A 22,598-nucleotide genomic window follows, 5' to 3' on the forward strand; every position below is an offset into this window, starting at 1 on the left:
ATGGCCGAGTTGAACATCGAGATCGTCGCCGTCGACCGCAAGATCTGGTCGGGTGAGGGGACGTTCCTGTTCACCCGCACCACCGCGGGGGAGATCGGCATACTGCCCCACCACATTCCGCTGGTCGCTCAGTTGGTCGACGACGCCATGGTCCGCGTCGAACGCGAGGGTGAGGACGACCTGCGGATCGCGGTCGACGGCGGATTCTTGTCGGTGACCGAGGAGTCGGTCACCGTCCTGGCGGAGTCGGCGGAGTTCGAGTCGGAGATCGACGAGAGCTCCGCCAGAGAGGATTCGGAGTCCGACGATCCTCGCATCGCGGCGCGCGGCCGAGCCAGGTTGCGCGCCGTCGGCGCGATCGACTGACCCTCGATGAGCGCGCCCATGAACGGCATGGTCGTGCTCGTCGTCGTGTTGGCCGCCGCCGTCGTCGCCCTGAGCTACCGATTGTGGAAGCTGCGCCAGGGCGGGACGGCGGGCATCATGCGCGACATTCCCGCGGTCGGGGGTCACGGCTGGCGGCACGGCGTAATCCGTTACCGCGGCGGCGAAGCCGCGTTTTACCGGCTGTCCAGTCTGCGCCTGTGGCCGGACCGCCGGCTCAGCCGCAGGGGCGTGGAGATCGTGGCCCGGCGCGCGCCCCGCGGCGACGAGTTCGACATCATGACCCATGAGATCGTCGTCCTGGAGTTGCGCGACACCACTCAGGACCGCCGGTCCGGTTACGAGCTTGCCCTCGACCGTGGCGCGCTGACCGCGTTCCTGTCGTGGCTGGAGTCGCGCCCGTCCCCGCGGGCCCGCCGCCGCAGCGTCTAGCCGTCTGCCCCCGGCCACGGCGAAATCGTTTGGCAGCCATACTCTTCCGGGGCCACGTCGCGCAGCGTTTCGCTGAACTGCCAGCGGTGCCCGGCGAGATCCGCAACGGTACATTCCCGCTCGCCGTATTCGCGGTCGGTGGGCGGCTCCAGAACCGTGGCCCCGGCCGCTCGCGCGCGCTCGAACTGGGCGGCGACGTCGTCGACGCGCACCTTGATCTCGTGCGTCACGCTCTCGGGCCGGGGCGGTTGCCGCTCACCGGCCGCGTCCGCCACGATCACCGCGCCGCCCGCGCCGACGCTCATCTGCGCCCGGTGGCTGTCGCCGATCCGCGTGCGCTCGGTAAAGCCGAACGCCGCGGTGAGCCAGTCCACCGCCGCCCTGACGTCGGGATAGACGAGCACGGGGATCACCGTCACCGGCGGTATCGACCGATTGCGTCGCATGCTATCCGCCGTCGGCCGCGCCGCCGCCCGGTTTCCACAACACGTCGCCCTCGGGATTGGCCGCGCGCGCCAGGATGAACAGCAGATCGGACAGGCGGTTGAGGTATTTCGCCGGCAGCGCGCTCATGGTGTCCGGCGCGGCGTTGACCGCGGCCCACGCCGAGCGCTCCGCCCGCCGCACCACCGTGCGGGCGACGTGCAGGAGCGCCGACAGGGGTGAACCACCCGGCAGCACAAAGGAATTGAGCGCCGGCAGCGGCTCGTTGTACTCGTCGCACCAGCGTTCGAGCCGATCGATGTAGGGCTGGGTCACCCGAAGCGGCGGATATTGCGGGTTTTCCACCACGGGGGTGGACAGGTCCGCACCGGCGTCGAACAGGTCGTTCTGGACTTGCCGCAGCAACCCGGCAAGCGTTTCGTCGGGCTGTCCCAAGGCGATCGCGACGCCGATCGCGGAGTTGGCCTCGTCGCAGTCGGCGTACGCCACCAGCCGCGGGTCGTTCTTGGAGACCCGCGAGAAGTCGCTCAATCCGGTGGTCCCGTCGTCACCGGTGCGCGTATAGATGCGGGTCAGGTGTATAGCCATGAGCAAACGGTACAAGGCGCGCATCGTCGTCAAGCGGGCTGACTGACAAGCCGGTACCGCATCACTAAACTGACCCGGGTGGCTGAGCGATTCGTGGTGACCGGCGGTAACCGGTTGTCCGGCGAAGTCGCAGTGGGGGGCGCCAAGAACAGCGTGCTCAAGCTCATGGCCGCGACGCTGCTGGCCGAGGGCACCAGCACGATCACGAACTGCCCCGACATCCTGGACGTTCCGCTCATGGCCGAGGTGTTGCGCGGCCTGGGCGCGACCGTGGAACTCGACGGCGACGTCGCCCGGATCACCTCGCCGGACGAGCCGAAGTACGACGCCGACTTCGCGGCGGTGCGGCAGTTCCGGGCCTCGGTCTGCGTGCTGGGGCCGCTGGTCGGGCGGTGCAAGCGGGCCAGGGTGGCGCTGCCCGGCGGCGACGCGATCGGATCGCGTCCCCTGGACATGCACCAGGCCGGGCTGCGGCAGCTGGGCGCGCAATGCAACATCGAGCACGGCTGCGTGGTCGCTCAGGCGGACACGTTGCGGGGGGCCGAGATTCAGTTGGAATTCCCTTCGGTGGGGGCCACCGAGAACATCCTGATGGCCGCGGTCCTGGCCGAGGGCGTGACGACGATCCACAATGCGGCGCGCGAGCCCGACGTCGTCGACCTGTGCACCATGCTCAACCAGATGGGGGCGCGGGTCGAGGGTGCGGGTTCGCCGACCATGACCATCACCGGCGTGCCGCGCCTGCATCCGACCGAGCACCGGGTGATCGGGGACCGCATCGTCGCCGCCACCTGGGGCATCGCCGCGGCGATGACGCGCGGGGACATCTCCGTGACCGGCGTCGACCCGGCGCACCTGCAGGTGGTGCTGCACAAACTGCACGACGCCGGCGCCACGGTCACCCAGACCGACAACAGCTTTCGGATCACCCAGTACGAGCGGCCCAAGGCCGTCAACGTCGCAACGCTGCCGTTCCCCGGATTCCCGACCGACCTGCAGCCGATGGCTATCGCCCTGGCCTCCATCGCCGATGGCACGTCGATGATCACCGAGAACGTGTTCGAGGCCCGGTTCCGATTTGTCGAAGAGATGATCCGCCTGGGCGCCGACGCGCGCACTGACGGCCATCACGCCGTGGTCCGGGGCCTCCCGCAATTGTCCAGCGCGCCGGTGTGGTGCTCGGACATCCGCGCCGGCGCCGGCCTGGTGTTGGCGGGGCTGGTCGCCGACGGTGACACCGAGGTCCACGACGTGTTCCACATCGATCGCGGCTACCCGTTGTTCGTGGAAAACCTGGCGATTTTGGGAGCCGAGATCGAGCGGGTAGAGTAGCCAAAGTCAGTGCCCCACAAGCGCGATCGCCACTCCATGGAGATCGAAACCTGGGGCCACTTGACTCCCTCGCCGGATCGGTACTAGCCTGGCACGGCTGCCCCGAAGCGGTCTCCGACTTACAGGATGACCAAAATTGGGGCTTGACGCCCCCGCCAGACTGATATTAAGCTGGCAGGGTTGCCCGGAAGCGGGCGGAACAAGTGTTGTTTGAGAACTCAATAGTGTGTTTGGTGTAATTGTTTGTTGTTGTTTTTGACCGCACCTCACACTCCCCGTGTGTGGGTGTGGTCGTTATTTAGATGTCAGTAATGACGTCTTGTCAGGTTATCTCTGATTTGAATTCACCTCGTTATCGAGGAGATTTTGTTTGGAGAGTTTGATCCTGGCTCAGGACGAACGCTGGCGGCGTGCTTAACACATGCAAGTCGAACGGAAAGGTCTCTTCGGAGATACTCGAGTGGCGAACGGGTGAGTAACACGTGGGCAATCTGCCCTGCACTTCGGGATAAGCCTGGGAAACTGGGTCTAATACCGGATATGACCTCGAGGCGCATGCCTTGTGGTGGAAAGCTTTTGCGGTGTGGGATGGGCCCGCGGCCTATCAGCTTGTTGGTGGGGTGATGGCCTACCAAGGCGACGACGGGTAGCCGGCCTGAGAGGGTGTCCGGCCACACTGGGACTGAGATACGGCCCAGACTCCTACGGGAGGCAGCAGTGGGGAATATTGCACAATGGGCGCAAGCCTGATGCAGCGACGCCGCGTGGGGGATGACGGCCTTCGGGTTGTAAACCTCTTTCACCATCGACGAAGGTCCGGGGTTTCTCGGATTGACGGTAGGTGGAGAAGAAGCACCGGCCAACTACGTGCCAGCAGCCGCGGTAATACGTAGGGTGCGAGCGTTGTCCGGAATTACTGGGCGTAAAGAGCTCGTAGGTGGTTTGTCGCGTTGTTCGTGAAATCTCACGGCTTAACTGTGAGCGTGCGGGCGATACGGGCAGACTAGAGTACTGCAGGGGAGACTGGAATTCCTGGTGTAGCGGTGGAATGCGCAGATATCAGGAGGAACACCGGTGGCGAAGGCGGGTCTCTGGGCAGTAACTGACGCTGAGGAGCGAAAGCGTGGGGAGCGAACAGGATTAGATACCCTGGTAGTCCACGCCGTAAACGGTGGGTACTAGGTGTGGGTTTCCTTCCTTGGGATCCGTGCCGTAGCTAACGCATTAAGTACCCCGCCTGGGGAGTACGGCCGCAAGGCTAAAACTCAAAGGAATTGACGGGGGCCCGCACAAGCGGCGGAGCATGTGGATTAATTCGATGCAACGCGAAGAACCTTACCTGGGTTTGACATGCACAGGACGCGTCTAGAGATAGGCGTTCCCTTGTGGCCTGTGTGCAGGTGGTGCATGGCTGTCGTCAGCTCGTGTCGTGAGATGTTGGGTTAAGTCCCGCAACGAGCGCAACCCTTGTCTCATGTTGCCAGCGGGTAATGCCGGGGACTCGTGAGAGACTGCCGGGGTCAACTCGGAGGAAGGTGGGGATGACGTCAAGTCATCATGCCCCTTATGTCCAGGGCTTCACACATGCTACAATGGCCGGTACAAAGGGCTGCGATGCCGCAAGGTTAAGCGAATCCTTTTAAAGCCGGTCTCAGTTCGGATCGGGGTCTGCAACTCGACCCCGTGAAGTCGGAGTCGCTAGTAATCGCAGATCAGCAACGCTGCGGTGAATACGTTCCCGGGCCTTGTACACACCGCCCGTCACGTCATGAAAGTCGGTAACACCCGAAGCCAGTGGCCTAACCCTTTGGGAGGGAGCTGTCGAAGGTGGGATCGGCGATTGGGACGAAGTCGTAACAAGGTAGCCGTACCGGAAGGTGCGGCTGGATCACCTCCTTTCTAAGGAGCACCACGAAAAACACCCCAATTGGTGGGGTGTGAGCCGTGAGGGGTTCCCGCCTGTAGTGGGCGGGGGCCGGGTGCGCAACAGCAAACGTTCGCCAGACACACTATTGGGCCCTGAGACAACACTCGGTCTGTCTGAGTGGTGTCCCTCCATCTTGGTGGTGGGGTGTGGTGTTTGAGTATTGGATAGTGGTTGCGAGCATCTAATGAATGCGCTGCCCCTTGGCGCGTGTTCATTTGTGTAATTTCTTTATTGATTTCTGTGTGTAAGTAAGTGTCTAAGGGCGCATGGTGGATGCCTTGGCATCGAGAGCCGATGAAGGACGTGGGAGGCTGCGATATGCCTCGGGGAGCTGTCAACCGAGCGTTGATCCGAGGATTTCCGAATGGGGAAACCCAGCACGAGTGATGTCGTGTTACCCGTATCTGAATATATAGGGTGCGGGAGGTAACGCGGGGAAGTGAAACATCTCAGTACCCGTAGGAGAAGAAAACAATTGTGATTCCGTCAGTAGTGGCGAGCGAACGCGGAACAGGCTAAACCGCATGCATGGATAACCGGGTAGGGGTTGTGTGTGCGGGGTTGTGGGATTGGTATGTCTCAGCTCTACCTGGCTGAGGGGCAGTCAGAAAGTGTCGTGGTTAGCGGAAATGGCCTGGGATGGTCTGCCGTAGACGGTGAGAGCCCGGTACGCGAAAACCCGGCACCTGCCTTGTATCAACTCCCGAGTAGCAGCGGGCCCGTGGAATCTGCTGTGAATCTGCCGGGACCACCCGGTAAGCCTAAATACTTCTCGATGACCGATAGCGGATTAGTACCGTGAGGGAATGGTGAAAAGTACCCCGGGAGGGGAGTGAAATAGTACCTGAAACCGTGTGCCTACAATCCGTCAGAGCCTCCTCGTGGGGTGATGGCGTGCCTTTTGAAGAATGAGCCTGCGAGTCAGGGACATGTCGCGAGGTTAACCCGTGTGGGGTAGCCGCAGCGAAAGCGAGTCTGAATAGGGCGCATCCCCTTTGGGGTGTAGTGGCATGTTCTGGACCCGAAGCGGAGTGATCTACCCATGGCCAGGGTGAAGCGCGGGTAAGACCGCGTGGAGGCCCGAACCCACTTAGGTTGAAGACTGAGGGGATGAGTTGTGGGTAGGGGTGAAAGGCCAATCAAACTCCGTGATAGCTGGTTCTCCCCGAAATGCATTTAGGTGCAGCGTTGCGTGTTTCACCACGGAGGTAGAGCTACTGGATGGCCGATGGGCCCTACTAGGTTACTGACGTCAGCCAAACTCCGAATGCCGTGGTGTATAGCGTGGCAGTGAGACGGCGGGGGATAAGCTCCGTACGTCGAAAGGGAAACAGCCCAGATCGCCGGCTAAGGCCCCTAAGCGTGTGCTAAGTGGGAAAGGATGTGCAGTCGCAGAGACAACCAGGAGGTTGGCTTAGAAGCAGCCACCCTTGAAAGAGTGCGTAATAGCTCACTGGTCAAGTGATTGTGCGCCGATAATGTAGCGGGGCTCAAGCACACCGCCGAAGCCGCGGCAACCGCAAGGTTGGGTAGGGGAGCGTCCCTCATTCAGCGAAGCCATCGGGTGACCGGTGGTGGAGGGTGGGGGAGTGAGAATGCAGGCATGAGTAGCGATAAGGCAAGTGAGAACCTTGCCCGCCGTAAGACCAAGGGTTCCTGGGCCAGGCCAGTCCGCCCAGGGTGAGTCGGGACCTAAGGCGAGGCCGACAGGCGTAGTCGATGGACAACGGGTTGATATTCCCGTACCCGTGTGTGCGCGTCCCTGATGAATCAGCGGTACTAACCATCCAAATGGTGGTCTATCAATCCCTTCGGGGTGCGAGGATCGCCGGCTGCATGGGACCTTCGCTGGTAGTAGTCAAGCGATGGGGTGACGCAGGAAGGTAGCCGTACCAGTCAGTGGTAATACTGGGGCAAACCTGTAGGGAGAGCGATAGGCAAATCCGTCGCTCATTAATCCTGAGAGGTGATGCATAGCCGATTGAGGCGAATTCGGTGAGCCTCTGCTGCCAAGAAAAGCCTCTAGCGAGTTCACACACGGCCCGTACCCCAAACCGACACAGGTGGTCAGGTAGAGAATACCGAGGCGTACGAGATAACTATGGTTAAGGAACTCGGCAAAATACCCCCGTAACTTCGGGAGAAGGGGGGCCGGAACACCGTGAACAGCCTGCGCTGGGAGCGGAATCCGGTCGCAGAAACCAGTGAGAAGCGACTGTTTACTAAAAACACAGGTCCGTGCGAAGTCGCAAGACGATGTATACGGACTGACGCCTGCCCGGTGCTGGAAGGTTAAGAGGACCCGTTAACCGTAAGGTGAAGCGGAGAATTTAAGCCCCAGTAAACGGCGGTGGTAACTATAACCATCCTAAGGTAGCGAAATTCCTTGTCGGGTAAGTTCCGACCTGCACGAATGGCGTAACGACTTCTCAACTGTCTCAACCATAGACTCGGCGAAATTGCACTACGAGTAAAGATGCTCGTTACGCGCGGCAGGACGAAAAGACCCCGGGACCTTCACTACAACTTGGTATTGGTGTTCGGTACGGTTTGTGTAGGATAGGTGGGAGACTGTGAAACCTCAACGCCAGTTGGGGCGGAGTCGTTGTTGAAATACCACTCTGATCGTATTGGATACCTAACGTCGAACCGTATATCCGGTTCACGGACAGTGCCTGGTGGGTAGTTTAACTGGGGCGGTTGCCTCCTAAAATGTAACGGAGGCGCCCAAAGGTTCCCTCAACCTGGACGGCAATCAGGTGTTGAGTGTAAATGCACAAGGGAGCTTGACTGCGAGACTTACAAGTCAAGCAGGGACGAAAGTCGGGATTAGTGATCCGGCACCCCCGAGTGGAAGGGGTGTCGCTCAACGGATAAAAGGTACCCCGGGGATAACAGGCTGATCTTCCCCAAGAGTCCATATCGACGGGATGGTTTGGCACCTCGATGTCGGCTCGTCGCATCCTGGGGCTGGAGCAGGTCCCAAGGGTTGGGCTGTTCGCCCATTAAAGCGGCACGCGAGCTGGGTTTAGAACGTCGTGAGACAGTTCGGTCTCTATCCGCCGCGCGCGTCAGAAACTTGAGGAAACCTGTCCCTAGTACGAGAGGACCGGGACGGACGAACCTCTGGTATACCAGTTGTCCCACCAGGGGCACCGCTGGATAGCCACGTTCGGACAGGATAACCGCTGAAAGCATCTAAGCGGGAAACCTTCTCCAAGATCAGGTTTCTCACCCTTTTAGAGGGATAAGGCCCCCCGCAGAACACGGGTTCGATAGGCCAGACCTGGAAGCTCAGTAATGGGTGCAGGGAACTGGCACTAACCGGCCGAAAACTTACCAACACACATCGCAACCACATATCCATGCCCATGTCATTATTGACGTGGACACCACACCCCCCACCGATACCCAAATTTAAATAGAGTTACGGCGGCCACAGCGACAGGGAAACGCCCGGTCCCATTCCGAACCCGGAAGCTAAGCCTGTCAGCGCCGATGATACTGCCCGACTGGGTGGAAAAGTAGGACACCGCCGAACATACACAAAAACGCCCCCGGCAACGGGGGTGTTTTTGCATTCTCCTAAAGCCGGTCGAACAGCATCAAATTCGTCGACGCGCGCCTTTTCTCCAATTCCAGGAGGGTCCGCTTCCGGTCCAGTCCGCCGCCGTATCCGGTGAGGCCTCCGCCGGCGCCGATCACGCGGTGGCACGGAACCACGATGGCGATGGGGTTGTGTCCGTTGGCCAATCCCACCGCCCGCGCCGAGCCGGGGGCGCCGATCTGTTGGGCGATTTGCCCGTACGATCTGGTCTCGCCGTAGGGAATCGTCAGCAGCGCCTGCCAGACCCGCCGCTGGAATTGCGTCCCGCCGAGATCGAACCTGATGTCGAAGTCGGTGAGGTCGCCGGCGAAGTAGGCCGCCAATTGGTCGACGACGTCGGCGAACGCCCCAGGGTCCGGGGACCAGTCGGCGCGGCTCGGCTCGTGGGTCTGGTCGACCATCCGCAGGTGCGTCAGCACCGAGTCGCGGCCGGCCAGCGTCAGCGGTCCGATTGGGCTGTCGATGGTGCGGTAACGGATCATGCGGCCTCCTTTGGTGGCCAATGGTTTACGGGATGATCGAGGGTGCTCCACAGGTGCTGGGTGGCGTAGGAGCGCCAGGGCCGCCACCGCGCGCTGTGAGCGGCCAGTTGTCGCTCCGCCGTGGGCAGGCCGAGTTCCTTGGCGGCCAACCGCAGGCCCAGGTCACCGGCGGGGAAGGCGTCCGGGTCGCCGAGGCCGCGCATCGCGATGACTTCCGCGGTCCAGGGGCCGATGCCAGGCACTTCCAGCAGCTGCGTTCGGGCCCGTTCCCAGTCGCTGCCCGAATCCAGCGCGATGCTTCCGTCGGCGAGGCCGCCGACCAGTGCGGTCAGGGTCCGCCGCCGAGTCTTGGGGACGGCCAGGTGCGCGGGGTCGATCTCGGCGAGTTGCCCGACGTCGGGGAAGGTGTGGGTCAGCCCGCCGTCGGGGTCACGAATCGGTTGACCGTAGGCCGCGACCAGCCGGCCGGCGTGGGTCCGCGCGGCCCTCGTCGACACCTGTTGGGCGAGCACGGCCCGCACGGCGAGTTCCGTCTCGTCGACCGTGCGGGGAATACGTTGTCCGGGAGCCTTTTTCACCGCCGGCGCCAGCTGTGGGTCCCCCGACAGCGCGTCCAGCACGGCCTCCGGGTCGGCGTCGAGGTCCAGCAGCCGCCGGCAGCGGGCGATGGCGGTGGTGAGGTCGCGGAAGTCGTCGAGGACAAGCGCGCAGCGTACGTGGTCCACCGCGGGCGTCAGCGCGACCACGGCATTGCCGCAGGGTAGCCGCAGGCTGCGCCGGTACGAACCGCCGCGGACCTCCTCGCATCCGGGCGCGGCGCCTGCCGCCAGGTGGCCGAACACGCCTTCGTAGGCGAACGGCGTCCGCACGGGCAGCCGCAGGCAGACGGCACCTGGTGACGCGGCGACGGGGGTCGGTCGGGCCGCCGCCTGTCGCCGCAGGGCCGTCGGGGAGATTTCGAACACCGAGAGCACGGTGTCGTTGAACTGGCGGATGCTGGCGAACCCGGCGGCGAACGCGACGTCGCCGAACGGCAGCTCGGTGGTCTCGATCAGCACGCGGGCCGTCTGGGCCCGTTGGGCGCGGGCCAGCGCGAGCGGTCCGGCGCCGACCTCGGCCCGCAGCAGCCGTTCCAGCTGGCGGGCCGTGTAACCGAGGTGGGCGGCCAGGCCGCCGACGCCCTCACGGTCCACGGTGCCATCGGCGATCAGCCGCATCGCGCGGGCCACGACGTCGCCGCGCACGTTCCATTCCGGCGAGCCCGGCGACGCGTCGGGACGGCACCGTTTGCACGCCCGGAAGCCCGCCCGCTGGGCCGCCGCGGCGCTCGGATAGAACCGGACGTTGCGGGCGAACGGCGGGCGGACCGGGCAACTGGGCCGGCAATAGATCCGGGTCGTCAGCACGGCCGTGACGAACCAGCCGTCGAATCGGGCGTCCTTGGACTGGACGGCCCGGTAGCAGCGTTCGAAATCGTCGTGCACGCCTCCACAGTTACACCCCGGCGCCGACAAAACTAGCGGAAAAGCGACATGGCAGTGGGCGGCGGCCAACGCGAGCGCTTGCGCTCGCATCCCACGGGGTACCCGCCTGGGACCATTTACGCGCAAAAGGGGTGACGTTGACGGCGGAGCTGGGGTGTCCGAAACGGATGGAGTTCGGCCCCTGCGGCGGGGTGCGCCACGACGGTCAGTGCGAAATGCGTCCGGGTCCTTGTTCATTCGGCGATGTGGTGCCGTGGTCGGGCGACCCGGTCGAACCGCGCGCACCGCGGCCGGTGCGCGCGCCCCTGGTGCTCGCCGATTTCAGTTGCACGCCCTTCGATCGTGGAGCCGTCGCGGCAACGGCCTCCGTCCTGGCGCCCGGGTGCGACGCCGTTCTGGTCGGTGAGCATCAGAACAAGCCCGATTTTCCGCCCACGTTGATGGGTTCCTTACTCCTGGACGCCGGTGTGACCCCGTGGATCACCCTGTCATGCCGGGACCGGAACCGGGTCGTCCTCGAGCAGGAGCTGCGGGGGCTGAAGGCCATCGGGGTAGACACCGCACTCTGTGTGACCGGGGACGGACGCGGCTACGACGTCCGCCCGGAAGTCACGCAGACGTTCGATCTCGACGGGCCGCGGTTGGTGTCGCTGGCGGCCGCGCTCGACATGGTTCCGGCGGTGCCCGAAACGCCCACCGCGCCACCCGTGCACGCCCGCCCCGCCCGCCTGGTGGAAAAGCAGCGGGCCGGGGCCGGCGTGGCCGTGCTCAACCATGTGCCGTCTCCCGACGTAGTGGCCGAATTCACCAAGGCGGCCCGATCGCTGGGGTTGGTCATCCCGGTGATCGCCGCGGTCGCGGTGTTCACCGACAGCGTGTCGGCGGCGGTGCTCGAGGGCTTGCCGGGCGTCGGACTGGACGGGGAACTGATCGAGCGGGTCCTGGGTGCGGCCGATCCGGTGGCGGCCGGCATCGCGGCGGCGGTCGATGAGGCACGGACGCTACTGTCCATTGATGGCGTTGACGGGGTGAACATTTCGGGGCTTGCCTCGGCGTCGGGCGCCCGCGTCGGCGCGGAGATTAAAGCGGAAGTTGGTCGCCGCGTGCGGAAGGAGGCCTCGTGACCGAAGCTATGGATGCAGAGTTCGACACCGTCGCGGAGTGGAACGCACGGGTCGCCGCCGACCTCGGCCCCGAGTACCACATCCCGGCGGGATGCCGGGGCAGCGGCAGTCCGGCCGCGCTGGACTGGCTGATCGGTCACATGGACCTGGCAGCCGGGGCCTCGCTCCTGGACTGCGGGGCCGGCGTCGGCGGTCCCGCCGCGTATGCCGTGCAATCGCGCTCGGTTGCGCCCGTGCTTGCCGAACCCGAAGCCGGCGCGTGCCGCGCCGCGCAGCGGCTGTTCGGCTATCCGGTCGTGCGCGCCGACGCGTCGGCGCTGCCGCTGGCGGATCGCAGCTTCGACGCCGCGTGGTCGCTGGGGGTGTTGTGCACGACGCCGGACCAACCCGCGCTGCTGGCGGAACTGCGGCGCACGGTGCGGCCCGGTGGGCGAATCGGCCTGCTGGTCTTCGTGATCCACCGCGAGATCAGTCCTGATGAGCTGCCGGAGAACCATTTCCCGACGCCCGACGGCCTGCTCGATCTGGTGGGGCGGTCCTCCCTTCGCGTCGAGAAGCGCCTGGGTACGGCCGATCTGCCGGAGATTCCGGAGGACTGGGATGCACGCATCGACGCGGTGACCGAGAAGCTCGCCGAGCGCTACGGGGACACGGAGGCCTGGCAGTTGGCCGAACGCCAGAGTTCGACGATCGGCCGGCTGCTCGAGGACGGGACGCTCACCGGCGAATTGCTGGTATTGCGCCACGCGTGAGCCTCACCCGCGGTCGGCGGGTGAAGCCAGTTGCGTGGGGTGCTCGTGCCCACGCAGCGTCACGGTCTTGCCCAACGACCAACGGGCACGCTCGGATTCACTCGCCCCCTCCAGGGTGCCCGCCGTCGTCAACAGCAGGCCCGGGTGCGACTTGGCGAGCTCGCAGAGCCGGGCCGCCTCGTTGACCGGTTCGCCGATCACGGTGTACTCGAACCGCTCTCGGGCGCCGACGTTGCCGGCGACGACCTGCCCCGCCGCCACCCCGATGCCCGCCCGACATTCCGAGATCTCGCGGCAGAGGCGATCGCGGATGCAGCGGGCGGTCGACAGCGCCTGATCCTCGGGACTGTCAAGGTGATTCGGTGCGCCGAAGATGGCCAGCGTCGCGTCGCCCTCGAACTTGTTGACCAGCCCGCAATGGCGGTCCACCTCTTCGACGACGATCCCGAAGAATCGGTTGAGCAGCTTGACGATCTCGGCCGCGGGCCAGCTGGTCACCAGCTTCGTGGAACCGACGATGTCGATGAACAGGACGGCGACGTGGCGTTCCTCCCCACCGAGTTTCGGCCGCTCCCGCTCGGCGGCCAGGGCGACTTCGCGCCCCACGTGGCGGCCGAAGAGATCCCGCACCCGTTCGCGCTCGCGCAGGCCGTCGACCATCGCGTTGAATCCGCGCTGCAACTCGCCGAGTTCGGTACCGTCGAACACCACCAGGTCGCCCCGCAGGTCGCCCTGCTCGACGCGCCTCAGCGCGGCGCGCACCACCCGAACCGGCGTGGCGGTGAGCCAGGCCAGGATCCACATCAGCAGGCAGCCGAAGATCAGTGTGGCCGTCGCCAGGATCAGGACCGCGACTGCGAGCTGCGTCTCGGTCAAGTTCTTGAGCGTGAGCGCGAAGAACGCGGTCAATGCGATGCCGAAAACCGGGACCCCGGAGCTCAGTGCCCACACCGTCATGGTCCGGCCCATGATGCCCGGCGCCAGCCGCTTGGGCGCCCTGCCGGCCTCGAGCGCCTGGGCCGCGACCGGCCGTAACGCGAACTCGGTGAACAGGTAGCACGCGGTGGCCACCAAGATGCCACAGAAGCTGACCGGAAAACCGACGATGGGAATGAAGGTGGTGTTGACCAGCCCGTAGAGCGTCGTCAACAGCGCCGCGCCGATGCCCCAGAGGATCAGCACGCCGAGCGCCAGCCGGAACGGCGCCAGGAAGGTGGCGCCTTCGTCCTCGGGCGTCGGCTTGCGCTCTTCGATGGCCCACCGCAGCGCGGCCAACGTTTGTCGGGTGATCAGGAATGTTCCGAACGCCAGCGCGACGACGATGTACGCGGGCGACACGCCGAAGGTGATCCACGCCGGCGCGTCGCTGAAGACGCTGGGGCTCGGGTAGGCGACGGTGAGCAGCAGTATCGCCACCCCGATCCCGATCAGGTTGGCCACCAGGATGAAGACGGTCAGGATGAGCTGGATGCGCACGCGCCGGCGGGCCTGGCTTTCCGTGACCCGCCCGAGCAGCAGCGAGCCGTAGGCAGGCGTTTCCGACAGCCGGCCACTCTGACGGGTCACAGCCTCGAGCACCCGGCCCAGGCGTTGAGCTACGGACTGGTGGGCCGACATGGTGCCGCCAGCCTATTTGGTCGGTCACGATCTAAGGTGAGTCGGGTGCGTCTAGTGATCGCCCAGTGCACCGTTGATTACGTCGGCCGGCTCACCGCGCATCTGCCGTCCGCGCGCCGGCTGTTGCTTTTCAAGGCCGACGGTTCGGTCAGTGTGCACGCCGATGACCGGGCCTACAAGCCGCTCAACTGGATGAGCCCGCCGTGCTGGCTGATCGAGGAACCCGGCGAGGCGCCCGTGTGGGTGGTGGAGAACAAGGCGGGCGAACAGCTACGCATCACCGTCGAGGAGATCGAGCACGACTCGAGCCACGATCTGGGCGTCGACCCCGGATTGGTCAAGGACGGGGTCGAGGCGCACCTGCAGGCCCTGCTCGCCGAGCATGTGCAGCTGCTGGGTGACGGGTACACGTTGATCCGCCGGGAGTACATGACCGCCATCGGGCCCGTCGACCTGCTGTGCCGGGACGAACGGGGCGGCTGCGTGGCGGTGGAGGTCAAGCGGCGCGGTGAGATCGACGGCGTCGAGCAGCTCACCCGCTACCTCGAACTGCTCAACCGCGACAGCGTGCTGGCGCCGGTCAAGGGGGTGTTCGCCGCGCAGCAGATCAAGCCGCAGGCGCGAACGCTGGCAGTCGATCGCGGCATTCGTTGTCTGACACTGGATTACGACCAGATGCGCGGGATGGACAGCGACGAATACCGGCTGTTCTGAAGGCGCCCGCATACACTGGCCGCATGGCTGCGCGCCGCCCACCGTCACGCCGGCGACGGTCGCTGCCGCCCCTGCCGGCGCCGCGCCGGGTGGAGATCGGGCCCGACGGCCACTCCTACGAGGTCCGTCCGGTGGCCGCGGCCCGCGCGGTCAAGACCTACCGGTGCCCCGGTTGCGATCACGAAATACGTTCGGGCACTGCCCATCTGGTGGTGTGGCCGATCGACTCGCCGTTCGGGGGCGATTCGGGATCGGTGGAAGACCGGCGGCACTGGCACACCCCGTGCTGGGGCCACCGCGCCACCCGCGGCCCGACCCGGAAATGGTCGTGAGCGACCGGCGCTAGCAGGCCGGTTCGACGAGCTCGATGAGTACCCCGCCGGCGTCCTTGGGGTGGATGAAGTTGATCCGCGAGTTTGCTGTGCCGCGCCGGGGCGCCTCGTAGACCAGCCGGACGTTTTGCGCCTGCAGCTGCTCGCACATGGCGTCGAGGTTGCTGACCCGCACGGCCATCTGCTGGATGCCGGGGCCGCGCTTGTCGATGAACTTCGCGATGGTCGACGACTCGTCGATCGGGGCCATCAGCTGGATCTGCGCGGTGCCGGTCGGGGCCCCGCGCGCCGCCAGCATCGCCTCGCGGATGCCCTGGTCTTCGTTGATCTCCTCGTGCACCAGAATCATGCCGAGGTGGTCGTGGTACCAGGTGATTGCCGCGTCCAGGTCGGCGACTGCGATGCCGACGTGATCGATCGCCGTCACCAGCGCGGTGGCCAGGACCTGACGGGCGTCAACTTGATCGGTCGTCATCACATAAAGGTAACCTGGCGGCAAAGATTCCGCTTCGTCGGGGAGCGGAATTGGCCGTTTAGCGACCGCCCGGTAGGCGTGAGGAGACAGTGATGACGACGTCGGTGATCGTTGCTGGAGCACGGACACCCATCGGAAAATTGATGGGCTCGCTGAAGGATTTCTCGGGCAGCGACCTGGGTGCCATCGCGATCGCCGGGGCGCTGGAGAAGGCGGGCGTGCCGGCGTCGCAGGTCGAGTACGTGATCATGGGCCAGGTCCTGACGGCCGGGGCCGGCCAGATGCCGGCGCGACAGTCCGCGGTGGGCGCCGGCATCGGCTGGGACGTGCCGGCGCTGACCATCAACAAGATGTGCCTGTCCGGCATCGACGCCATCGCCCTGGCCGACCAGCTCATTCGCGCCGGGGAGTTCGACGTGGTGGTGGCCGGCGGCCAGGAATCCATGACCAAGGCGCCACACCTGCTGATGGACAGTCGCGCGGGTTACAAGTACGGCGACGTCACGGTGCTCGACCACATGGCCTACGACGGCCTGCACGACGTGTTCACCGATCAGCCGATGGGCGCGCTGACCGAGCAGCGCAACGACCTCGACAAGTTCACCCGCGCCGAGCAGGACGAATACGCCGCGCGCTCGCACCAGCGGGCGGCCGCGGCCTGGAAGGACGGCGTGTTTGCCGACGAGGTGGTTCCGGTCACCATCCCGCAACGCAAGGGTGACGCGCTGCAGTTCGCCGAGGACGAGGGGATCCGGGCGAACACCACCGCGGAGTCGCTGGCCGGCCTGAAGCCCGCGTTCCGGCGCGACGGCACCATCACCGCCGGTTCGGCGTCGCAGATCTCCGACGGTGCGGCCGCCGTCGTGGTCATGAAGAAGGAAAAGGCCCAGCAGTTGGGCCTGACCTGGCTCGCCGAGATCGGGGCCCACGGCGTGGTTGCCGGCCCCGATTCCACGCTCCAGTCGCAGCCGGCCAACGCGATCAAGAAGGCGCTCGGCCGCGAGGGCATTCCCGTCGACCGGCTCGACGTCGTGGAGATCAACGAGGCGTTTGCGGCCGTGGCCTTGGCCTCGACCCGCGAGCTCGGCGTCGACCCCGACATCGTCAACGTCAACGGCGGCGCGATCGCCGTGGGCCACCCCATCGGGATGTCGGGGGCCCGCATCGCACTGCACGTGGCGCTGGAGCTCAAGCGCCGCGGCTCCGGCTACGGAGTTGCCGCCCTCTGCGGCGCCGGCGGGCAGGGCGACGCCCTGATCCTGCGGGCCGGTTAGTTTGCTGTGCGGCGGCGTCTGCGCTGCCGGCGGAGGCCTCCGGCGGCGTTTGTGATTTCCGTCACCGGGGGTGGCCGGGAGCAGATTTCGCCGTCGGCGAGCGGCGGCCGGTCCGGGTGGATGGGGCCCCGATCGGCATGCCAGACTTGACGGCGTGACGCGTCCGCGACCCTCTATCGGGCCCGCGCTGGCCGGTGCGGTCGATCTCTCCGGTCTCAAGCAGCGGGCCCAGCAGCAAGCCACGGCGACGGGACGCTCGGGACCCGCTCCGTCGGGCACCGCCGTCGAGATCACCGAGGCCAACTTCGAGGCCGAAGTCATCATCCGCTCGGAGGAAGTGCCCGTGGTGGTGGCGCTGTGGTCGCCGCGCAGCGACGCGTGCGTCGAGCTGGTCGAGACGCTCGCCGGCCTGGCCGCCGAGGACGCGGGGAAGTGGGCGTTGGCGGCCGTCAACGTCGACGTGTCGCCCCGGGTGGCCCAGATATTCGGCATCGACGCGGTCCCCACCGTCGTGGCGCTGGCCGCCGGGCAGCCGCTGTCCAGCTTCCAGGGCGTGCAACCCGCCGACCAATTGCGTCGCTGGGTGGACTCGCTGCTGTCCGCAACGGCCGGAAAGCTCAGGGGCGCAAGCGGTTCAGAGGAGGCAGAGGCGGTCGACCCCGCGCTGGCCGCGGCCCGCGAGCACCTGGATGCCGGCGACTTCGAGGCGGCCAAGACGGCGTATCAGGCCATCCTGGATGGTGATCCCGGCAGCGCGGAGGCCAAGGGCGCAATCCGCCAGATCGACTTCCTTGCGCGCGCGACCGCGCAACGCCCGGACGCCGTCGCCGTCGCCGACGCCGCGCCCGGCGACATCGACGCCGCGTTCGCGGCCGCCGACGTGCAGATCCTCAACCAGGATGTGACCGCGGCGTTTCAGCGCCTGACCGCGCTGGTGCGCAACACTTCCGGGGACGAGCGCACCCGGGTGCGCACCCGGCTGATCGAGCTGTTCGAGCTGTTCGATCCGGCCGACCCAGAGGTGGTCGCCGGACGGCGCAACCTCGCCAACGCCCTGTACTGAGGTCACCGCCGAGCAGACGCAGATCGCACGAAAATCGAAAGATTTATGCGATTCTGCGTCTGCTCGCGAGGGCCGTCAGGCCCGTGCGCCCTCTACTCCGGCTCGAGCCACAACGCCGACGTGGGCGGCAACACCAGCACCGCCGAGGCCGGGCGGCCGTGCCACGGGTCGTCGGTGGCGTCGACGCCGCCCATGTTGCCGATGCCCGAGCCGTTGTAGTCGGTCGCGTCGGTGTTGAGGACCTCGCGCCAGCGGCCGGCCGACGGCAAACCGACCCGATAGTCGCCGTGCTCGCTGCCCGAAAAGTTGAACACGCAGGCCATCACCGAGCCGTCGCTGCCGTACCTCAGGAAGCTCAGCACGTTGTTCGCCGAGTCGTTGGCGTCGATCCAGGAGTAGCCGTCGGGGATGGTGTCCTGGCTCCACAGGGCCGGGTGGCTGCTGTAGATGGCGTTGATGTCGCGCACCATGCGCAGGATGCCGTTGGAGAAGCCTTGTTCGTCGAGCTGCCACCAGTCCAGCCCGTTCTGTTCGGACCACTCGGCCCGCTGCCCGAATTCCTGCCCCATGAACAGCAATTGTTTGCCCGGGTGCGCCCACTGGTAGGCCAGCAGGCTGCGCAGGCCCGCGGCCTTGGTGTGGTTGTTGCCCGGCATCCGGCCCCACAGCGTGCCCTTGCCGTGCACCACCTCGTCGTGGCTGATCGGCAGCACGAAGTTCTCGCTGTAGGCGTAGAGCATGGAGAAGGTGATCTCGCCGTGGTGGTAGCTGCGGTGGATCGGGTCGCGGCTGATGTAATCGAGCGTGTCGTGCATCCAGCCCATGTTCCACTTCATCGAAAAACCAAGGCCGCCAAGGCTTGTCGGCCGCGTTACGCCCGGCCAGGAGGTGGACTCCTCGGCTATCGTGACGATCCCGGGCGCCGCCTTGTGCGCGGTGGCGTTCATCTCCTGCAGGAACTGCACCGCCTCCAGGTTCTCCCGGCCGCCGTAGATGTTCGGCGTCCAGCCGCCCGCGGGCCGCGAGTAGTCCAGGTAGAGCATCGACGCGACGGCGTCCACGCGCAGACCGTCGACGTGGAACTCCTCCAGCCAGTACAGCGCGTTGGCCACCAGGAAATTACGCACCTCGCGCCGGCCGAAATCGAACACGTAAGTGCCCCAGTCGAGTTGCTCGCCGCGCTTGGGATCGGAGTGTTCGTAGAGCGGGGTGCCGTCGAAGCGCCCCAGCGCCCACGCGTCCTTCGGGAAGTGCGCCGGCACCCAGTCGACGATGACGCCGATGCCCGCCTGGTGCAGAGCGTCGACCAACACGCGGAAGTCGTCGGGCGTGCCGAATCGAGACGTCGGCGCATAGTACGAGGTGACCTGGTAGCCCCACGATCCGGCGAACGGGTGCTCGGCGACCGGCAGCAACTCCACGTGGGTGAATCCGTGGTCGACAACGTAAGCCGTGAGCTGGTGGGCGAGTTCGCGGTAGCTCAGACCGGGACGCCAGGAGCCCAGGTGGACCTCGTAGGTGCTCATGGGCTCGAACACCGGGTTGCGCTGCGCGCGCCGGGCCATCCAGTCGGCGTCGTTCCACGTGTACCTGCTGCGCGTCACCCGCGAGGCGGTGTGCGGCGGGACCTCGGTGGCGAACGCCATGGGGTCGGCCCGCTCGGTCACGACCCCGTCGGCGCCGTGCACACGGAACTTGTAGAGGCCCTCCTCCGGGAAGTCGGGCCAGAACAGTTCCCACACTCCCGAGGAGCCCAGCACCCGCATGGGGGCGTCGTTGCCGGTCCAGCCGTTGAACTCGCCGATCAGGTTCACGCCCTTGGCGTTGGGGGCCCACACCGCGAACGACACCCCGGTCACCTCGCCGTCGGCCGTGGTGAACGAACGGGCATGCGCGCCGAGCACTTCCCAGAGCCGCTCGTGGCGGCCCTCGCCGAACAGGTGCAGATCCACCTCGCCGAGTGTCGGCAGGAAGCGATAGGCGTCGGCGACGACGTACGGTTCACCGCCCGGGTAGGTGATCTCCAGCCGGTAGTCGATCAGGTTGACGAACGGCAGCGCGACGGCGAACAGGCCGGCCTCGATGTGCTGCAACGGGAAACGGTCCTTGCCCACCAGCGCGACAACCTCTTCGGCGTGCGGCCGGAACGCGCGGATGACGGTGTGGTCGCCGTACTCGTGGGCGCCCAGAACGCCGTGCGGGTTGTAATGCGCACCGGCCAGCAGGAGCGACAGCTCCTCGTGGTCGGGGGCCAGGTGCGTCTTGGCGAGTTGATCGGCTTGGCTCATGTCACAATCCCTCCGGTCCGTGTGGCGGCCTGCGGAGCAGCGTCATCCGGAACTCCTGCGGAATGAGTGGCATGTTGATCACATGCGCCACCGCTCGTGCCGGGTCGAGGCGGATGTAGTTCGCTTGGCCCCATTGGAATTCCTGGCCGGTGAGCTCGTCTCGTACCCAAAATCGTTCGTAAGGCTCCATACCCAATGCCGCCATGTCCAAAAACAGCGTGGCTTCCTCGGCGCCGAAGGCGTTGAGCGTCACCACCACCAACACGCAGTCGCCGGACGCGGGGTCGAATTTGCTGTAGGCCAATAGCGCGTCGTTGTCCACGCTGTGGAAGTGAATGGTGCGCAGCTGCTGGAGCGCGGGGTGGAGACGGCGGATTTCGTTGAGCCGCGCGATGAACGGCTCCAACGAGCGGCCCTCGGCCAGCGCACCCTCGAAGTCGCGGGGCCGCAGCTCGTACTTCTCCGAGTTCAGGTACTCCTCGCTGCCCTCGCGAACCGCCCGGTGCTCGAACAGCTCGTAGCCCGAGTACACGCCCCAGGCCGGGCCCATGGTGCCGGCCAGCACGGCGCGGATGGCGAACATGCCCGGCCCGTTGTGCTGCAGGATCGCGTGCAGGATGTCGGGCGTGTTCACGAACAGATTGGGGCGCCGGAAGTCCGCGGCGGCGGCGATCGCTTCGCCGAATTCGGTAAGTTCCTGCTTGGCCGTGCGCCACGTGAAATAGCTGTAGGACTGCGTGAACCCGAGCTTGGCCAGGCCGTACTGCCGGGCCGGCGGGGTGAAGGCCTCGGAGAGGAACAGCACGTCGGGGTCGATGCTCTTGACCTGCCCGATCAGCCACGCCCAGAAGTTCGGCGGCTTGGTGTGTGGGTTGTCCACGCGAAAGAACTTCACCCCGTGGTCCATCCAGTGCCGGACGATCCGCAGCACCTCGTCGTACAGGCCCGCGGGATCGTTGTCGAAGTTCAGCGGGTAGATGTCCTGGTACTTCTTCGGCGGATTCTCCGCGTACGCGATGGTGCCGTCGGGCAGCTCGGTGAACCAGTTGCGGTGCTGGCGGGCCCAGGGGTGGTCGGGTGCGCACTGCAGCGCCAGGTCCAGCGCTACCTCCATGCCCAAATCCCTTGCGGCGGAAACGAACTCGTCGAAATCGTCGATGGTGCCCAGCGCCGGGTGGACCGCGTCGTGGCCGCCCTCGTCGCTGCCGATCGCCCATGGCGAGCCCACGTCCCCGGGGGCGGCGGTGGGAGAGTTGTTGCGCCCCTTGCGGTGTACCTTGCCGATCGGGTGGATCGGGGGCAGGTAGACGACGTCGAAGCCCATCTCCGCGATGCGCGGCAGCTGTTTGGCCGCCGTGGCGAAGGTGCCGTGCACGGGCTTGCCGTCGGCGTCCCAGCCGCCGGTGGAGCGCGGAAACATCTCATACCAGGAGCCGAACCGGGCCAGCGGCCGGTCCACCCACACCCCGTACTGCTCACCCCGGGTGACCAGGTCCCGCAGCGGGTAGGTGGCCAGCAGCTCTTCGACCTCCGGGGAAAGCGCGAGCGCGGTGCGTGTCACCGGGTCCCCGGGGCTGTGCAACGCCGTCGCCACCGCCAGCAAGGGTTCGCGCACGGCGCGTGGCACGCCGGTGGCGGCGCGCTCGAACAGCGCGGCGCCGATCAGCAGGTCGTTGGACAGCTCCGTCTCACCCTGGCCGGCCTCGAGCTTGGCGACCAGCCCGTGGCGCCAGCTGTGGATCGGGTCCCCCCATCCGTCCACCCGGAAGGTCCACAGTCCGACCCGGTCGGGCGTGAAGTGGCCGTGGAACACGTAGGGTTCCTGACCCTCGGTCATCGGGAACATCAAGGGTTTGATGCGCTGCTGCTCGGCACCGTCGGACGCCGTGGATTCCAGTGGTTTCTCGGGGGCCTGCACCGCCTTGATGCGGCGGGTCTCGCTGGGCTGCGGGTACCTGGCGCCGTGATAGCGGACCACCAGGGTCGCGGCCACCGCCTCGTGGCCCTCACGCCACACCGCGGCGCTGACCGGGACCACCTCACCGACCACGGCCTTGGCCGGGTACGCGCCGCAGGACACAACGGGCTGGACGTTATCGATCTCGACACGACCGGGCACCAACGCTCCATTTCAATTTGCCCGGCTCCTCCTCGGTCCGCTTCCGCGGACCGCATTGTCGCCGGCAGTGTTTCAATTTGTGTGCGGCCAAACCGCGGGTGTGCTCGTCGCGGAATGCCTGTCGTCTGGCGGACTTCCTGTCGTGGGACTTCCCTGCCGT

Annotated in this window: 17 protein-coding genes and 3 rRNA genes; 12 read left to right on the forward strand and 8 right to left on the reverse strand. The window is 66.0% G+C overall.

Annotated features, from left to right (window positions below; translation table 11 throughout):
- A complete protein-coding gene (locus BN971_RS08410) occupies positions 1–366 on the forward strand; it encodes a F0F1 ATP synthase subunit epsilon (protein ID WP_085183205.1) in 366 nt (121 codons plus the stop codon).
- 6 nt (positions 367–372) lie between these two features.
- Complete coding sequence (locus tag BN971_RS08415) at positions 373–816, forward strand: DUF2550 domain-containing protein (protein ID WP_085183204.1); 444 nt, start codon at positions 373–375, stop codon at positions 814–816.
- Here the strand turns inward: BN971_RS08415 and BN971_RS08420 are convergent.
- On the reverse strand, positions 813–1,235 hold the full coding sequence (locus BN971_RS08420) for a VOC family protein (RefSeq protein WP_211279844.1): 423 nt from the start codon (positions 1,233–1,235) through the stop codon (positions 813–815). The genes BN971_RS08415 and BN971_RS08420 overlap by 4 nt on opposite strands.
- 28 nt (positions 1,236–1,263) lie before the next feature.
- The gene (locus tag BN971_RS08425; protein ID WP_085183202.1) at positions 1,264–1,848 is read right to left on the reverse strand and encodes a cob(I)yrinic acid a,c-diamide adenosyltransferase; all 585 of its coding nucleotides are present in this window, start codon (positions 1,846–1,848) and stop codon (positions 1,264–1,266) included.
- A gap of 78 nt (positions 1,849–1,926) precedes the next feature.
- Between BN971_RS08425 and murA the strand changes: the two genes are divergently transcribed.
- The 4 genes from murA to rrf all read left to right on the forward strand — a co-directional run bounded on the left by murA (position 1,927) and on the right by rrf (position 8,648).
- The gene (gene murA / locus BN971_RS08430) at positions 1,927–3,180 is read left to right on the forward strand and encodes a UDP-N-acetylglucosamine 1-carboxyvinyltransferase (protein ID WP_085183201.1); all 1,254 of its coding nucleotides are present in this window, start codon (positions 1,927–1,929) and stop codon (positions 3,178–3,180) included.
- Between the two features lie 367 nt (positions 3,181–3,547).
- Positions 3,548–5,079 (forward strand): 16S ribosomal RNA (locus BN971_RS08435).
- A 274-nt stretch (positions 5,080–5,353) separates the two neighbouring features.
- Positions 5,354–8,451: ribosomal RNA gene (locus BN971_RS08440) — 23S ribosomal RNA — on the forward strand.
- A gap of 84 nt (positions 8,452–8,535) precedes the next feature.
- A 5S ribosomal RNA gene (gene rrf / locus BN971_RS08445) occupies positions 8,536–8,648 on the forward strand.
- Together the 16S, 23S and 5S rRNA genes form the textbook arrangement of a ribosomal RNA operon.
- A gap of 44 nt (positions 8,649–8,692) precedes the next feature.
- Here rrf and BN971_RS08450 read toward each other — a convergent pair.
- Together BN971_RS08450 and BN971_RS08455 are read right to left on the reverse strand one after the other, a co-directional pair.
- Positions 8,693–9,196, reverse strand: a complete 504-nt coding sequence (locus tag BN971_RS08450; RefSeq protein WP_085183200.1) for a methylated-DNA--[protein]-cysteine S-methyltransferase — start codon at positions 9,194–9,196, stop codon at positions 8,693–8,695.
- A complete protein-coding gene (locus BN971_RS08455; protein WP_085183199.1) occupies positions 9,193–10,680 on the reverse strand; it encodes a DNA-3-methyladenine glycosylase 2 family protein in 1,488 nt (495 codons plus the stop codon). The genes BN971_RS08450 and BN971_RS08455 overlap by 4 nt, the downstream gene beginning before the upstream one ends.
- Before the next feature lie 167 nt (positions 10,681–10,847).
- Between BN971_RS08455 and BN971_RS08460 the strand changes: the two genes are divergently transcribed.
- Both BN971_RS08460 and BN971_RS08465 read left to right on the forward strand, forming a co-directional pair.
- Complete coding sequence (locus tag BN971_RS08460; protein ID WP_085183198.1) at positions 10,848–11,804, forward strand: methylenetetrahydrofolate reductase; 957 nt, start codon at positions 10,848–10,850, stop codon at positions 11,802–11,804.
- Positions 11,801–12,556, forward strand: a complete 756-nt coding sequence (locus tag BN971_RS08465) for a class I SAM-dependent methyltransferase (RefSeq protein ID WP_245837065.1) — start codon at positions 11,801–11,803, stop codon at positions 12,554–12,556. Before BN971_RS08460 ends, BN971_RS08465 begins: the two co-directional genes overlap by 4 nt.
- Before the next feature lie 3 nt (positions 12,557–12,559).
- On the opposite strand, the gene BN971_RS08470 is transcribed toward BN971_RS08465, so the two are convergent.
- The gene (locus BN971_RS08470) at positions 12,560–14,173 is read right to left on the reverse strand and encodes an adenylate/guanylate cyclase domain-containing protein (RefSeq protein WP_085183196.1); all 1,614 of its coding nucleotides are present in this window, start codon (positions 14,171–14,173) and stop codon (positions 12,560–12,562) included.
- A gap of 45 nt (positions 14,174–14,218) precedes the next feature.
- Between BN971_RS08470 and nucS the strand changes: the two genes are divergently transcribed.
- Together nucS and BN971_RS08480 are read left to right on the forward strand one after the other, a co-directional pair.
- A complete protein-coding gene (nucS, locus tag BN971_RS08475) occupies positions 14,219–14,887 on the forward strand; it encodes an endonuclease NucS (RefSeq protein ID WP_085183195.1) in 669 nt (222 codons plus the stop codon).
- 23 nt (positions 14,888–14,910) lie between these two features.
- Complete coding sequence (locus tag BN971_RS08480; protein WP_085183194.1) at positions 14,911–15,219, forward strand: hypothetical protein; 309 nt, start codon at positions 14,911–14,913, stop codon at positions 15,217–15,219.
- Positions 15,220–15,229: 10 nt separating this feature from the next.
- Here the strand turns inward: BN971_RS08480 and mce are convergent, their stop codons facing one another.
- On the reverse strand, positions 15,230–15,697 hold the full coding sequence (gene mce, locus BN971_RS08485) for a methylmalonyl-CoA epimerase (RefSeq protein ID WP_085183193.1): 468 nt from the start codon (positions 15,695–15,697) through the stop codon (positions 15,230–15,232).
- Positions 15,698–15,786: 89 nt separating this feature from the next.
- Between mce and BN971_RS08490 the strand changes: the two genes are divergently transcribed.
- Together BN971_RS08490 and BN971_RS08495 are read left to right on the forward strand one after the other, a co-directional pair.
- Complete coding sequence (locus tag BN971_RS08490; protein ID WP_085183192.1) at positions 15,787–16,968, forward strand: acetyl-CoA C-acetyltransferase; 1,182 nt, start codon at positions 15,787–15,789, stop codon at positions 16,966–16,968.
- Between the two features lie 154 nt (positions 16,969–17,122).
- Positions 17,123–18,031 (forward strand): tetratricopeptide repeat protein, encoded by a 909-nt coding sequence (locus tag BN971_RS08495; RefSeq protein WP_085183191.1) that lies wholly within the window; start codon positions 17,123–17,125, stop codon positions 18,029–18,031.
- Positions 18,032–18,123: 92 nt separating this feature from the next.
- Here the strand turns inward: BN971_RS08495 and glgB are convergent, their stop codons facing one another.
- Positions 18,124–20,319 carry a 1,4-alpha-glucan branching protein GlgB gene (glgB, locus tag BN971_RS08500; RefSeq protein WP_085183190.1) on the reverse strand — a complete coding sequence of 732 codons (2,196 nt, stop codon included), beginning with the start codon at positions 20,317–20,319 and terminating at the stop codon, positions 18,124–18,126.
- Position 20,320: 1 nt separating this feature from the next.
- A complete protein-coding gene (locus BN971_RS08505; RefSeq protein ID WP_085183189.1) occupies positions 20,321–22,438 on the reverse strand; it encodes an alpha-1,4-glucan--maltose-1-phosphate maltosyltransferase in 2,118 nt (705 codons plus the stop codon).
- Positions 22,439–22,598 lie beyond the last annotated feature (160 nt).

Origin of the sequence: Mycobacterium bohemicum DSM 44277 (genome assembly GCF_001053185.1) — a bacterium.
GTDB classification, from domain to species: Bacteria; Actinomycetota; Actinomycetes; order Mycobacteriales; family Mycobacteriaceae; genus Mycobacterium; species Mycobacterium bohemicum.

What these genes read in the sequence shown, in the direction of transcription:
- BN971_RS08415 (WP_085183204.1), top strand. Translation starts at nt 373, where the DNA reads ATGAGCGCGCCCATGAACGGCATGGTCGTGCTCGTCGTCGTGTTGGCC.
- BN971_RS08460 (WP_085183198.1), top strand. Translation starts at nt 10,848, where the DNA reads ATGGAGTTCGGCCCCTGCGGCGGGGTGCGCCACGACGGTCAGTGCGAA.
- BN971_RS08450 (WP_085183200.1), bottom strand. Translation starts at nt 9,196, where the DNA reads ATGATCCGTTACCGCACCATCGACAGCCCAATCGGACCGCTGACGCTG.
- BN971_RS08410 (WP_085183205.1), top strand. Translation starts at nt 1, where the DNA reads ATGGCCGAGTTGAACATCGAGATCGTCGCCGTCGACCGCAAGATCTGG.
- BN971_RS08425 (WP_085183202.1), bottom strand. Translation starts at nt 1,848, where the DNA reads ATGGCTATACACCTGACCCGCATCTATACGCGCACCGGTGACGACGGG.
- BN971_RS08490 (WP_085183192.1), top strand. Translation starts at nt 15,787, where the DNA reads ATGACGACGTCGGTGATCGTTGCTGGAGCACGGACACCCATCGGAAAA.
- BN971_RS08480 (WP_085183194.1), top strand. Translation starts at nt 14,911, where the DNA reads ATGGCTGCGCGCCGCCCACCGTCACGCCGGCGACGGTCGCTGCCGCCC.
- BN971_RS08470 (WP_085183196.1), bottom strand. Translation starts at nt 14,173, where the DNA reads ATGTCGGCCCACCAGTCCGTAGCTCAACGCCTGGGCCGGGTGCTCGAG.
- glgB (WP_085183190.1), bottom strand. Translation starts at nt 20,319, where the DNA reads ATGAGCCAAGCCGATCAACTCGCCAAGACGCACCTGGCCCCCGACCAC.